The 12,989-nt window shown below is 68.2% G+C and carries 15 protein-coding genes; 6 read left to right on the plus strand and 9 right to left on the minus strand.

What is annotated here, in order from left to right; translation table 11 throughout:
* Both ACYVO7_RS23995 and ACYVO7_RS24000 read right to left on the minus strand, forming a co-directional pair.
* Nucleotides 1-348 (minus strand): ATP-binding cassette domain-containing protein (locus ACYVO7_RS23995; protein WP_460452296.1); only part of this gene is annotated, 348 nt, incomplete at its 3' end.
* A complete protein-coding gene (locus ACYVO7_RS24000; RefSeq protein WP_460452297.1) occupies nt 348-1,148 on the minus strand; it encodes an IclR family transcriptional regulator in 801 nt (266 codons plus the stop codon). The genes ACYVO7_RS24000 and ACYVO7_RS23995, both read right to left, overlap by 1 nt.
* A gap of 125 nt (nt 1,149-1,273) precedes the next feature.
* Between ACYVO7_RS24000 and ACYVO7_RS24005 the strand changes: the two genes are divergently transcribed.
* The 4 genes from ACYVO7_RS24005 to ACYVO7_RS24020 are packed head-to-tail and all read left to right on the plus strand — an operon-like array spanning nt 1,274 to nt 4,553.
* Entirely contained in the window at nt 1,274-2,071 is a 798-nt protein-coding gene (locus tag ACYVO7_RS24005) for an ABC transporter permease (RefSeq protein WP_460452298.1), read from the plus strand.
* 22 nt (nt 2,072-2,093) lie between these two features.
* The gene (locus ACYVO7_RS24010) at nt 2,094-3,071 is read left to right on the plus strand and encodes an ABC transporter substrate-binding protein (protein WP_460452299.1); all 978 of its coding nucleotides are present in this window, start codon (nt 2,094-2,096) and stop codon (nt 3,069-3,071) included.
* A 29-nt stretch (nt 3,072-3,100) separates the two neighbouring features.
* Nucleotides 3,101-3,790 carry a hypothetical protein gene (locus ACYVO7_RS24015; protein ID WP_460452300.1) on the plus strand — a complete coding sequence of 230 codons (690 nt, stop codon included), beginning with the start codon at nt 3,101-3,103 and terminating at the stop codon, nt 3,788-3,790.
* A 4-nt stretch (nt 3,791-3,794) separates the two neighbouring features.
* A complete protein-coding gene (locus tag ACYVO7_RS24020; RefSeq protein ID WP_460452301.1) occupies nt 3,795-4,553 on the plus strand; it encodes an SDR family NAD(P)-dependent oxidoreductase in 759 nt (252 codons plus the stop codon).
* Between the two features lie 412 nt (nt 4,554-4,965).
* Here ACYVO7_RS24020 and ACYVO7_RS24025 read toward each other — a convergent pair whose 3' ends face one another.
* The 7 genes from ACYVO7_RS24025 to leuC all read right to left on the minus strand — a co-directional run bounded on the left by ACYVO7_RS24025 (nt 4,966) and on the right by leuC (nt 11,278).
* The gene (locus ACYVO7_RS24025; protein WP_460452302.1) at nt 4,966-5,715 is read right to left on the minus strand and encodes an ABC transporter permease; all 750 of its coding nucleotides are present in this window, start codon (nt 5,713-5,715) and stop codon (nt 4,966-4,968) included.
* The gene (locus ACYVO7_RS24030; RefSeq protein ID WP_460452303.1) at nt 5,712-6,464 is read right to left on the minus strand and encodes an ABC transporter permease; all 753 of its coding nucleotides are present in this window, start codon (nt 6,462-6,464) and stop codon (nt 5,712-5,714) included. Before ACYVO7_RS24030 ends, ACYVO7_RS24025 begins: the two co-directional genes overlap by 4 nt.
* Complete coding sequence (locus tag ACYVO7_RS24035; RefSeq protein WP_460452304.1) at nt 6,461-7,279, minus strand: ABC transporter ATP-binding protein; 819 nt, start codon at nt 7,277-7,279, stop codon at nt 6,461-6,463. Before ACYVO7_RS24035 ends, ACYVO7_RS24030 begins: the two co-directional genes overlap by 4 nt.
* Complete coding sequence (locus ACYVO7_RS24040) at nt 7,276-8,271, minus strand: ABC transporter substrate-binding protein (RefSeq protein WP_460452305.1); 996 nt, start codon at nt 8,269-8,271, stop codon at nt 7,276-7,278. The genes ACYVO7_RS24035 and ACYVO7_RS24040 overlap by 4 nt, the downstream gene beginning before the upstream one ends.
* Before the next feature lie 78 nt (nt 8,272-8,349).
* On the minus strand, nt 8,350-9,231 hold the full coding sequence (locus ACYVO7_RS24045; RefSeq protein ID WP_460452306.1) for an isocitrate lyase/PEP mutase family protein: 882 nt from the start codon (nt 9,229-9,231) through the stop codon (nt 8,350-8,352).
* Nucleotides 9,228-9,863, minus strand: a complete 636-nt coding sequence (gene leuD, locus ACYVO7_RS24050) for a 3-isopropylmalate dehydratase small subunit (RefSeq protein WP_460452307.1) — start codon at nt 9,861-9,863, stop codon at nt 9,228-9,230. Before leuD ends, ACYVO7_RS24045 begins: the two co-directional genes overlap by 4 nt.
* Nucleotides 9,860-11,278, minus strand: a complete 1,419-nt coding sequence (gene leuC, locus ACYVO7_RS24055; protein ID WP_460452328.1) for a 3-isopropylmalate dehydratase large subunit — start codon at nt 11,276-11,278, stop codon at nt 9,860-9,862. Before leuC ends, leuD begins: the two co-directional genes overlap by 4 nt.
* Nucleotides 11,279-11,504: 226 nt before the next feature.
* Between leuC and gcvA the strand changes: the two genes are divergently transcribed.
* Both gcvA and ACYVO7_RS24065 read left to right on the plus strand, forming a co-directional pair.
* The gene (gene gcvA, locus ACYVO7_RS24060) at nt 11,505-12,404 is read left to right on the plus strand and encodes a transcriptional regulator GcvA (RefSeq protein ID WP_460452308.1); all 900 of its coding nucleotides are present in this window, start codon (nt 11,505-11,507) and stop codon (nt 12,402-12,404) included.
* A 26-nt stretch (nt 12,405-12,430) separates the two neighbouring features.
* A complete protein-coding gene (locus tag ACYVO7_RS24065; protein WP_460452309.1) occupies nt 12,431-12,757 on the plus strand; it encodes an antibiotic biosynthesis monooxygenase in 327 nt (108 codons plus the stop codon).
* Nucleotides 12,758-12,989: the final 232 nt, after the last annotated feature.

Raw genomic sequence — 12,989 nt, forward strand, 5'->3', positions numbered from 1 at the left:
CTCGTCGGCGCGCGCCGCGTAGTCGGCCTTGCGCAGGCCCCGCATCTCGATCTGGAAGAGCAGGTTCTCGCGCACGCTGCGCCAGTCCAGCAGCACGGGGGCCTGGAACACGATGCCCATCTCGCCGCTGGGGCGCGTCACCGGCGCGCCGTTCACCACGATCTCGCCCGAACTGGCGGCGAGCAGCCCCGACATGAGCCGCAGCAGGGTGGACTTGCCGCAACCGGATGGGCCGACGATGGCGACGAACTCGCCCTCGGCGATGTCGAGATCGACGCGGTCGAGAGCGTGCGTGACCATGCCGCCCCGGCGGTAGGTCTTGCCGACATTGCGCAGCGTGATGGCCATCAGGCGGTTCTCCGGGGAGCGGCGGACAGGACGGGGATTGGCCAGCGGTCGGCGAGCTCGGCGGCCGCGGCCTGCACAAGGGTCGCCAGCTCCGCATGGCGCGCGGGCGGGATGCGCTGGACGGGTCCGGCGACGCTCACCGCCCCGATCGCCGTCTGGCCGCCGGGGATGATCGGCGCGGCGATGGCCACGATGCCTGGCTCGGCCTCCTCCAGCGCGATGGCCCAGCGCCTCTCGCGCGTCCGGCGAAGCTCCCCAATCAGGCCGTCGAGGTCGCGGATCGCGTTGGGGCCGCTCGCGCCGGTGTCGTCCAGGCCGTCCTGCAGCAGGATCCCGACCGCCTCGCCCTCCGGCAGGGTCGAGAGCCAGGCCTTGCCGTTGGCGGTGGCGTGAAGCGGGATGCGCCCTGTCATCGACGGGGCGTACATCAGGCCGGGCGGGGCGCCCTGGGCCGAGCCCAGCCAGGCGAGGCGCCGGTCCTGCACGCAGGATAGCCGGACGAGTTCGCCCGTCTCGCGCGCCACCGCGTCGAGGATCGGCTGGCAGATCTCCTCGATGCGCGCCTGCGCCAGCATGCGCTTGCCCATCAGGGCGAACCGCAGGGTCAGCCGGTAGCGGTGGGTGGCCGGGTCCTGTTCGGCCCAGCCCTTGTCGACGAGCTGGCCCAGCAGGCGGTGGACTCCGCTCTTGGGAAGGCCGAGCTGGCCCGCAAGCTCTGACACGCCGCAGGGACTCGCCGCCCGCGAGAGCGCCTCGATAAGATCCAGGGCGCTGTGGAGCTGAGATTTCACGACCCGCATGTTGCGGAACCCCGTCCTTTATGGAACGATGTTCAATGTATCGAGCGCGGACGGGCCGCGTCAAACGCTTGTCACGCCGAACAGCCAGGGACACCCGCGAAGCGGGGCAGGGAGGATGCCGGGGAATGAGCGCTGTGCGCCGGCTCGTGCTCGACCACTGGAAGGTTGCCGCCACGTTCGTGGCGATCTTCGCCGTCTGGGAGGCCGCCGTCCTCGTGCTCGGCGTGAAACCCTACATCCTGCCGAAGCCCTCTGTGGTGATGACCCAGATGGTCGCGCGCCTGCCGACCGTGCTGGACGGGGCGCTCGCGACGCTGCAGCCCATGCTGATCGGCTACGTCCTGGCGGTGGCGGTCGGCGTGCTTCTGGCGCTCCTGGTGGCGTTCTCGCAGGCCTTTCGGGACACGCTTTACCCGGTCATCGTCTTCCTCCAGATCGTGCCGAAGATCGCGGTCGCCCCGCTCTTCCTGATCTGGTTCGGCTACGGGCTGCTGCCGAAGGTGCTGCTGGTCTTCCTGTTGTCGTTCTTCCCGATCGTGGTCAGCGCGGTCTCGGCCTTCCGCTCGGTCGACCCGGACATCCTCGACCTTGCGCGCGCCACCGGCGCCGGAGCCGGGCGCATCTTCTGGAAGGTGCAGCTGCCGCACGCGCTGCCGACCCTGTTCACGGGCTTCAAGGTGTCGGCCGCCCTGTCGGCCACCGGGGCCCTGGTGGCCGAGTTCGTCGCCTCCGACCGGGGCCTCGGCTATCTCCTCGTCGGCTACTCCAACAACATGGACACGCCGATGGCCTTCGCCACCATCCTGGTGATCAGCCTGATGGGCCTGGCGCTCTACGGCGCCGTGGAAGCGATCGAGCGGATCGCCATCCCATGGCATGTCTCTCGCCGTACGACGGAGCCGGACCTGTCCGGCAACCCATGAAAGACCACGAGGGGAGGATCACATGACACGCGCCGCCATCTGGGGCCTGCTGGCCGCAACGCTGCTCGCCGGGCCGGCCTCGGCTGAGGACAAGGTCGCCTTCCGGCTGAACTGGATCGCCTATGGCTTCCACACGCCGTTCTATCTCGGCGTCGAGCGCGGCTACTACAAGGACGAGGGGATCGACCTCACCATCGGCGAGGGCCAGGGCTCGGTGCGGGCGGTCCAGACCGTCGGCGCCAAGGGGGACACCTTCGGGCTGGCGGACGGCGGCTCGGTGGTGGCGGGCGTCAGCAAGGGCGCGCCCGTGCGCGCCGTCATGGCGGTGACGAACTCGTCGCCCTATGCCCTGTCGGCCCGGGCCGACGCCGGGATCAAGACGCTCAAGGACTTCGAGGGAAAGACGGTCGCCAGCGCGCCCGGCGAGGCCGGCCTGCAGCTGCTGCCGGCGCTCTTCGCCCGGAACGGCGTTGACGGAGGCAAGGTCAAGATCCTGCGCGTCGAGGGCGCGGGCAAGATGGTGGCCGTGGCCGAGAAGAAGGCGGAGGGCCTGATGGCCGGCCTCGACAACCAGTCGATCACCCTGCCGCGCCAGGGCGTGCCGCTGGTCGATTTCGGCTACGCCGCCAACGGGGTGAACACGGTCGGGCTGACGATCATCGCCAACGAGGAGACGCTCAAGTCCAATCCGGACCTCGTGCGCCGCTTCGTCAAGGCGACCACGCGCAGTTTCCAGGCGGCGCTGAAGGAGCCGGAGGCGTCGGTCAAGGCAGGCCAGAAGGTCAAGCCCGACATGGACGCCGATCTCGCCATGGCGCAGCTCAAGGCCGGCATCGGCCTGATGGCCTCAGAGGCGACGAAGTCGCTCCCCATGGGGCAATTCGCCCTCAAGGACTGGCAGGACACGGTCGACCTGATGAAGCAGTACCAGGACCTCCAGACCGACAAGGCGGCCGACGCCTTCTTCACCAACGAGTTCGCGGGCAAGAGCGGATCGTGAGGCGGGGCGCCTGACGGGAGGACCATTAGATGCTGGCTGGCGAAGGCGCGGTCCTGATCTGGAACGACATCACCCCCGAGGGCCGGGACGACTTCTACGCCTGGCACCTCGCCGAGCACATGCCGGAGCGCGTCGGGATCCCCGGATTTCGGCGCGGCCGGCGCTATGTCCGCGACGACGACCGGACGGCGCCGGAGTTCTTCACCCTTTACGAGACCGACACGCCGCAGGTCCTGGTGGGAGACGACTATCAGCGCCGCCTGAATGCGCCGACGCCCTGGACGAAGCGGGCGACGCAGGGCTTCAGGAACACCTCCCGCGCCCTGACCCGCGTGCGGGCCAGCTTCGGCCCAGGGCAGGGGGGCTCGCTCGCCACGCTGCGGTTCGACCTCGCGCCGGAGCGCCGCGCGGAGGCTGAGCGCATCCTCGCCGAGGAGGCGTTGCCGCGGCTCGCGGCGTCGCCGCGCCTGACGGGCCTGCATCTTTGCCTCACCGACGACGCCGCCTCCGGCGAACGGACGGCCGAGAGCCGCGACCGGACCGACATCCTGGCGGCGCCCGAACGCGCCATCCTGGTCGAGGGCTGCGGGCCGCAGGACGTCAGGGCAGCCGCCGATGCGTTGTCGCGCGTCCCGGGCGTCGAGATCCGGGGCGAGCCGGTCATCGGCGTCTACCGGCTGGAATATTGCCGGCTGAAAACGCCCTGGACGGCGGGGTGACCCGATGAACGCCTATGACCTCGCCGGCAAGCGCGCCATCGTAACGGGAGGCGCCGGCGGCTTCGGCGTCGGCGTCGCGCGGGCGCTGCTGGCCGGCGGCGCCGTGGTGGAGCTCTGGGACCTGTCGCAGGACCGGCTGGAGGCCGCCCGGGCCGAGCTCGGGCCGGACCGCGTCAGCGCGCGCGTGGTGGACATCACGGCCGAGGAGCAGGTGGAGGCCGCGGTGACCGCCTTCGCCGCCGCGGGCCGGATCGACGCCCTGGTCAACAACGCCGGCGTGCTCGGCGAGGTGAAGCCCCTCTGGGAGACGTCGCCCGACGATTTCCGGCGCGTGCTGGAGGTCAACCTCGTCGGCTCCTATCTGGTCGCCCGTGCGGTGGTGGGGCGCATGCTGCGGCAGCAGCCCCGGCCTTTGCGGGGCCATGTTGTGAACATGTCGTCCATCCAGGGCAAGGAGGGAATGCCGCTCGCCGGGGCCTATGCGGCCTCCAAGGCGGCCTTGCTGGCGCTCACCAAGACGCTGGCCAAGGAGACCGCGCGTGAGAGAATCGTCGTCACGGCGGTGACGCCGGCCGCGGCCGAGACCGCCATGGCGAAGCTGATCTCGTCGGAGCGCCGCGCCGAGATCGAGGCCCGCATCCCGGCGGGTCGCTTCGTCGAGGTGGACGAGGTCGCCCGCCTGGTCGCCTGGCTATGCTCGGACGACTGCTCCTTTTCGACCGGAGGCGTCTTCGACATCTCCGGCGGGAGGGCCACGTACTGACAGGCGGCGAGCGGGCCGGCGCGCCGAGGCGCTTTGGCCCCGGCGGTCAACGGGTCCGGCTCGCCGGCCGGCTGGCGTGACGCCCTCGGCGGGCGGAACGGCGGCGGCGGCTGCAGGCTGGCGCTGAACGCCTCGGCGTCGCCGCTGGCCTGCCGATTGCGCTGCCGGATGTAGATCGGCGCGCCAAGCCGCGGCGAGAACGGCCCGAATTCCACGCCGGAGCCCGCCCGCGCGGTCTCGGAACTCTCCACGCCCACGCCGAGCCCATGCTCCACCATGGCGCAGACCGTAAGGCCGAGGCTCACGTCGAGGCCGCCTGACAACGGCAACGCTGGGATCTTGTCCTTAAGGTGATCCGGAGGGCGAACTCAATCTCTGAATTCCTACGATCTATCGCCCTGGCGTCCCGCACTCACACGGGCGATTGCAGGCGCTTGTTGATGCTCAGCAGGACGCCGCTCGCCAGGCCGGCGAAGAGGGCGAGAAGCACCGTCAAAGCCAGGATGAGCTCGACATTGTGCAGCCCGATCGCGTTCATCAGCAGAAAACCCAGGCCGCGCTGCGAGGCGAACATCTCGCCGAGCAGGGTTCCGATGAGCGTCAACGAAAACCCGATGCGCAGTCCCGTGAAGATCTCCGGCATGGCGGCCGGGATGACGATCCTCAGGATGGCGTCTGCTGTCCCCAGGCGCATGACACGCCCGGTCTTGATGTAGACGCGCCGCACGTTGCGGACGGCCGCCATGGTGAATAGCGCGATCGGGATCACGCCATGGATCGCTCCGAATGCGACCTTGGCGGCGATGCCCAGCCCAAACATGAGGAGGAGGATCGGATAGAGGGTGATCTTCGGGATCGAGTACACGGCCACCAGCACGGGCTCGAACACGGCGCACGTGAAGCGGTTGAGGCCAAGCGTGAAGCCGGTCGCGAGCCCGATGGCGATCGCCAAGAGCAGAGCCAGGCCGAACGCCTTTGCGGTTTCGGCGAGGTGCGGCACGAATAGCGGCGTCCCCATGAACTTCGCCATGAAGACGGCGGTCTGCGCAGGCGAGCGCAGCGCCACGTCGCCAACGATCCAGTAGAGCGCCTGCCACGCGACGAGGATCACGGATAGTAAGGTCAGGGTGTTGCGCAGGGAGCCGTTCGCAAAGCGCGTCATGCCAGGCCTCGTCTCGCCATTAGGACCTTCTCCCAGCGGGCGATCAGCATGTTGATGGTGATCGACACAAACAGGATCAGGACGATTAGCGGGTACATGGTCGCATTGTCGAAGTTCGTGTAGGCGAAGCTTATCTCGTAGCCCATGCCGCCATTGGACATGATGAACTCGGCCCCGATGATGCCGATCAGCGAATAGGCCACGGCGAGCTTCGCGCCCGTCATGATGGAAGGAGCCGCGCAGGGCAGGGTGATCTGGAGCGCCGTCTGGATGGGCGACAGGCGCGACACCCGCGCGGTCTTCATCAGGACGCGCGGCACGCGGTCGAGGCCGTTCAGCGTGTTCACGATCACGGCGACGACGCCCAGCATCGCCCCGATGAAGATCTGCGGCGCGTCGCCGAGGCCCAGCACCACGATCAGCAGCGGATAGAACGCGAAGACCGGGATGGCGTAGTAGGTCGCGAATAGCGGATCCAGCGTGTCGCGCACGCGCCGGAAGCGATGGATCACCAGGCCGCTCGCGACGCCCAGCGCCATCGCGATCGCGAACGCGATCGCGGCGTTGCCAAGCGTCTTGGCGATGGCGGCGTTGAGCGCGCCGGAGGCGAGCAGCTTCCACAAATCCATCAGGATGCGGTGGGGCGGCTGCATCGTGATGCGGTCGATGACGCCGAACAGGCACAGCGCCTCGAGCGCCGCGAGGGCGCCGACCAGCAACGCCGTCCGCCATAGTCCTGCGCGTGTCATGCGGCCGCGCCCGCGTGGCCGAGCGACTTCATGGATTCCTCGCGCAACGAGCGCCAAAGGCGCGCCGTGACGGCGCCGAACGCCTCCTGCTCGACGATCTTGCTGTCGCGCTCGCGCGCCCAACCAGTCTCGAGGATGTCAATCAGGCGGCCGGGCCGGGCCGACATCACGCCGATGCGGTCGGCCAGCATGGCGGCCTCGTCCAGCGCGTGGGTGATCAGGAATACGGTCGCGCCGGTCTTGCGCCAGAGGTCGAGCACTTCGTCGCCCATCAGCAGTCGCGTCTGCTGGTCGAGGGCGCCAAAGGGCTCGTCGAGCAGGATCAGCTTGGGCTCTGTCACCAGCGTGCGGGCGATGCAGACGCGCTGGCGCATGCCGCCGGACAGCTGCGCCGGATAAGCGTCCGCGAAAGGAATGAGACCCATCATCGCCAGCGCACGGTCGATCCGGCGCTGCTTTTCATGAGGCGCAAGGGGCAACCGCTTGAGACCGAAAGCGATGTTGTCCCGCACGCTGAGCCATGGAAAGGACGCGTCTTCCTGGAAGACGACGCCGACACCGTCCGGGATCTCGCCCCTGATCGGCGCGCCCTCATAGGAGACCTCACCGCTGGTCACCGTGGCGAGGCCAGCGATCAGTTCCAGCAAGGTGGACTTGCCGCAGCCGGAAGGGCCGACCACTGCGAAGAATTCCCCCCTGCGGAGCTCAAGATCGATTGGCCCGAGCGCATGCACCGGTGCGCCGCCCCGGCCGGAAGGCGGAAACACCTTCTCGGCCGCCCGCAATGCGACCTGAGCGGTCGGAACGTCCCTCATTTCAGAGCCTTCAGGTCTTCCGGAAGGAACTGGGTGTCAACCAGCGATGCGGCGTCCACGTCTCCCGTGATGGCGCCCACCATCTTTTGAACCTCGATGGCCTTCTTGAGCCCATTCATGTGGAACTGGCCGGCGCCCCAATAGTCTACGCCATCCGTCTTGCTGCCCACCAGGGCGGTGACCGATGCGCGGGCCACTTCGGGTTCGAGATTGTAGACCTTGGCGATGATGTCGCCGGCCTCGTTCGGGTTCTGCTTCATGAACTCCACGGCGCGGCGCCGCGCCCGGATGACGCCCTTGATGAAGTCGCCCTTGGAGGCGGCCGCCGAACCCGACGCCGCGCCAAGCACGTTGGCGATGGGCGGCAGCATGTCGGAGGCCTTGGCGATCGCCCGGTACTTGTCCTTGAACTTGGCCCAGAGGGGCTCCGGAATGGGCGCGATGTCGACGAGCCCGATGTCCAGTGCGGCCACGCCTTCGCCGAAGCCGCCGGTCTTCACCAACTCGACGTCCTTGGCGGTCAGGCCGCCGGACTGCAGCACGAGGGTGGCGAGGGCCTGGCTGGTGGAGCGCGGGTTGGTGTAGCCCATCTTCTTGCCCTTGAGGTCCTGGACGGACTTGATGGGCGAGTCGGGCTTCACGGCCCAGACGAATTCCGCGACCGTGAGCACGTTGTCGCTGATGAACTTGATGTCCGCGCCCTGCTGCACGGCCGCGATCACGGCGTTGGGGTTGACCTCGGCGTAAGGGGCGGAGCCGGCCAGCATGTTGCGCAGCGTGGTGCCGCCGCCGGCGCTGGAGAGGATGCCCGTGACATTGGCGCCCTCCTCCTTGAAGTAGCCTTTCTCCATCGCAACCGCGAAGGGCATGCCGTTGGCGGACACGCCGTAATTGCTGACGACGATCTCTTCCGCCTTGCCTGCCGGTGCGCCGGCCAGCATGGCGGCGAGGCAGGCGGCGGCCAGCAAAGGGCGCATCGTGGTTCCGTGCATGTCGTTTCCTCCCGTTTCGTCCGTCTTCTCGCGGATCGATGCGCCGCGCCGGGCGCATTTCGTTGCAGTCTAGTCGGTTCAGGCGGGTTTGTGGTCCCGCTCAATGGCGCGCCATCTTTCCAGGTCGACGGCTCGGTCCAGCGTCGCCCGCGCGGCGGCGCCGCCGGCGAAGACCTGGAGTGGCTGAGAACCGTCGCCATGTCGGCGCAGCGCCTCCAGGGTCTCGCGCATCGTGGCGACGACGCGGAAGATGAGGCTTGCGGGAAACGACACCTGAGTGAATCCCATTGCGCCGAGATCGGCGGGGCTAATCCACGGCGTGTCGCCGCCTTCGAACATGGCGGCGGAAAGGAAGGATCCCCGGAAGGCGGAGCCGACGCGGCGGTAGTCGTCCTCCGACTTCAGCCCGGCGACGAACACGCCATCGGCCCCGAGCGCGAGGAAGCGCTCCGCCCGCCGCATTGCGGCGTCGAGCCCGAGCGGGCCATATGCGTCCGTGCGGCCCACCACGAAGGTCTCGGGATCGCACCGGACGCTCAGCGCCGCGCGCACCTTGGCCTCGATCACGGCCTCGTCCACCACGGCGGCCGCCCTATCGGCGCGCTGCTGCTTGCTGTCGCGGTCCTGGTCCTCGAGAAGAAAGCCGCGGACGCCGATCGCCTCATAGGCTTCCACCAGCCGCGCCACGCTTTTCACGTCGCCATAGCCGTCGTCCGCGTCGGCGAAGAAGGGCAGGGTGGACGCCGCCGCGATGTCGCGTACGCCCGCCACCATGTCGGACAGGCCGATCAGCCCGATGTCCGGATAGGCGTGGCGGGCCGCCAGGAGGGCGGAGCCGCCGATCGCGAAGGCGCGAAAGCCGGCCTGCTCGATCAGCCGGGCCGAAAGCGCATCATGCGCGAGCGGCGTGATCAACGGGGTTTCGGCCGCGAGGGCCTGCCGGATGGTCGCGCGGGTCATGAGGCTTGGCGCTCCACGAGGTGGTCGGGGAAGAGCCAGCGCGAAGAGGCGAGGCTCCGGTCGTAATGGGCTTCGATCTCGCTTTCAAAGGCCAGCGTGATCGCGATCTCGTCGTCCCCCCGCATCAGCGCATGGGCGCGCGACGCCGGGATCGTGAAGCCGAAGCTTTCGCCGCTCGGCGCGGTCACGGTAGCGGACGCGAGATCGACGCGAAACGCGCCTGCGCCGCCGGGAGACGCCTGCTCGAGCGCCCGGAACGTCGCCGCGTCCACTATGCCGGCCACCAGGCCGTTCCGGAACGCATTCTCGTAGAAGATGTCCGCGAAGCTCGGCGCCAGCACGCAACCGATGCCGAACTGGACCAGGGCCCAGACGGCCGCCTCCCGTGAACTGCCGCAGCCGAAATTTTCGCCCGCGAGCAGGATGCGGGCGTTACGGAACTCCGGCCGGTTTAGCAGGAAGCCCGGCCGTTCCCGCCCGGCTTCGTCGTAGCGCTGGGCCCCGAACAGGCCCTCGCCCAGCTCCGCCGTGGCCGTGCGCAACCAGGCGGAAGGGATGATCTGGTCGGTGTTGACGTTGGGCGTCAGCATCGGGGCCATCGGGCCGGTTACTGTCGCGACAGGGTTTCTCATGCGTGCGGCCCCTTGCGGATGTCGACGATGCGCCCGGCCAGCGCCGCGGCCGCGACAGTCGCCGGGCTCGCCAGATGGGTGCGGCTTTCCGGGCCCTGGCGGTTCTCGAAATTGCGGTTAGTTGTGGCGATGCAGCGCGATCCCGGCGGCGCGACGTCTTCGTTGATGCTCACGCACATGGAGCATCCCGCGTCGCGCCACTGGAAGCCTGCGTCCCGGAAAACGTGATGGAGCCCGCGCGCCTCGGCGGCGCGCTTCACCGATATTGAGCCCGGCACCACAAGGGCCTTGACGCCCGGCGCCACCTTGCGGCCGCGCACAAGGGCCGCGGCGGCTTCGAGATCCGAAAGGCGGGCGTTGGTGCACGAGCCGATGAACGCGATGTCGACCGGGATACCCTCCAGCGGCGTCCCGGGCTCCAGGTCCATGTAGCGGATCGCCTTCGCGGCAGCCTCGCGACGGCTGGCATCGCCCATCCGGGCGGGATCGGGCACGTGGCCATCGACGCCGGCCACGTCTTCGGGCGTCGTTCCCCAGGTTACCTGCGGGGCCATGCCGGCGCAGTTGATCGTTACGTCGAGCTCGAACGACGCTTCGGGGTCGCTGGCGAGGCGGAGCCAGAACCGAACGGCCGCTTCGAAGTCCTCGCCGCGCGGCGCGAACTCCCGGCCGCGCACATACGCCACGGTCTTCTCATCCGGCGCGATCAGGCCGAGCCTGGCGCCCAACTCGATCGACATGTTGCAGATGGTGAGGCGGCCTTCGACGGACAGCGCCTCGATCGCCTGGCCGGCGTACTCCACCGCGCAACCGCGTCCGCCGGCGACGCCGACCGTTCCTATCGCCCGTAGGATCAGGTCCTTGGCCGAGATCCCGTGGGACGCGATCCCTTCGAAGCGGATCCGCATGGCGCGCGGGCGGGCGAGCGCCAGCGTCTGGGTCGCCAGCACGTGCTCGACCTCGCTCGTTCCCACGCCGATGCCGAGGGCGCCGAGGCCCCCGACCGTGGAGGTGTGGCTGTCGCCACAGGCGAGGATGCATCCGGGCAACGCCACGCCAAGCTCGGGCGCGATGACGTGCACAATACCCTGGCGCGGGTCTTCGACTCCGAAATGCCGGATCCGGTTGCGATAGGCGTTGCCCCGCATCAGCCCGAGCAACTCGCGACCGCCCAGATTGGTGTCTTCGTTTCGGCCCGGCTCCGTTGAAACGATGTGGTCCTGGGTCGCGATGGTCAGGTCGGGGCGACGTACGGCGCGCCCGGCGCGCCTGAGGCCATCGAACGCAACGGCGCTGGTGGTCTCCTGCAGCACATGCCGGTCGACGAAGATGAGGTCGCGTCCGTCATCGAGCCGGCGCACGAGATGCGCTTTCCAAATCTTTTCGAACAAGGTGGCGGGAGATTGCTCACCCATGGCGGAGTGCGCGCGTGATCGAGCTTGAAGCGAGCCGGACGACCCACAGGGCGCCACAGCGGGCGCAGCCGTATGCCATGAATTTTCCTCCTGACGCGTCAGCTTGAAGGCTGCCGGCGGCGTCCTCGCTGGAGCGCATTTTATTGACTTGCAACAAGGCTAGAGGTGCGCTTGGCTTCTGCATACCCACAATATCAGCCGCACTACTGATGAAAAGTCAGAGCAGATGGCTAGAACTTTGCCGCCCTTGAACGCCCTGCGGGCGTTCGAGGCCACCGTCCGCCATGGCAGCCTGACGCGAGCAGCGGATGAATTGAGCGTCACCCAGGGCGCAGTTTCGCGCCACGTCAGCCAACTCGAGGCTTGGCTCGACGTGAAGCTCCTGGTCCGGTTGCGCCGAGGCGTCGAAGCCACGCCGCAAGGGGTTGCCTATGCGGTCGCGGTCCGCGACGCCTTCGACCAGCTTGAGGCGGGCACCCGGCGGGCCATGACCAAGCCGAACGAGAACAGGTTACGCATCAAGCTTCCGCCAACATTCGCGATCCGCTGGTTTGTGCCCCGCCTGGCCCGATTCCACGCGCGCCATCGCGAGATCGATGTCCAGATCACGACATCGCACCAGCCCGTGGATTTCAGCCGCGACGAAGCCGATCTCTGCATCCATTCGGGCGAGGAGCCGCCGCGCGGCGCCGTCGTTCGTCGGCTGTTCGGCGAGATGCTCACGCCCGTCGCAAGCCCCGGTCTGCTGGCGGCCGGCGGCGGCCTGCGGGACCCGGGCGATCTGGCGCGGCATGTCCTGCTCTGCTCCATGCACCGCCCGGACGACTGGCCCGCATGGCTGAGGGCGGCGGGGATTTCCGAGGTCGACGGCAACACGGGCCTGAAGTTCGAGAACTCCGCCCTTGCCTATCAGGCCGCCATCGACGAACTCGGGGTCGTTATGGCCCAGCGCGCCTTCATCGAGGATGACCTGCGGAGCGGACGCCTGGTCGCGCCGCTGAGCCTGCACGTTAGAACCAACAGCGGCTACTACCTGGCCTATCCCGAGGCACGCGCTGGATCCGCAGCGATCAAGTCCTTCGAACGGTGGATCGTTCAGGAGGCGATCGCAACAGAGGCCTCTTAAACATAATCGAACGGAAAGGATACGACATGATCTGCCGGATTTGGCACGGGTGGACGACACGCGAGAACGCCGAGGCCTACCAGGACGTGGTGCTCGGAGAGGTGATACCTGGGATCGAGGCGATGCGCATTCCCGGATTCAGGGCTATCGATCTGCTGAAAGCGGACCACGGCGACGATGAGGTCGAGTTCACTACGCTGATGTGGTTTGACAGCATGGATTCCGTGCGCGCCTTCATGGGCGAGGACTACTCGGTGAGCCACGTCCCGGCTCAAGCGAGGTCGGTCCTGAAGCGGTTCGATGCTCGCGCAGCCCACCATATCGTGCTCGCCCGGCGTGATCAGCCGGGCTAAATTGAAGACAGGTGAATCGCTCGCGCGAACGCTTCCCGGTCTGTTTCACGCGCGGCGGTTCATGGCCGCCTCGGGCGAGAATATGCTCTGTCCATTTGGGACCGAATCACGTCGTCCAGCGGATGGAACGGGGGCGGGTTCGACCTGATCGCCGTTGAACGCACCCTCTCTGGGTCCTCTGTGTCGAGCAGGTGCGCGCCGGCGGCAAGGACAAGTCGCGGCGCTCTTAGAC

It is taken from the genome of Alsobacter sp. SYSU BS001988, from assembly GCF_054796215.1.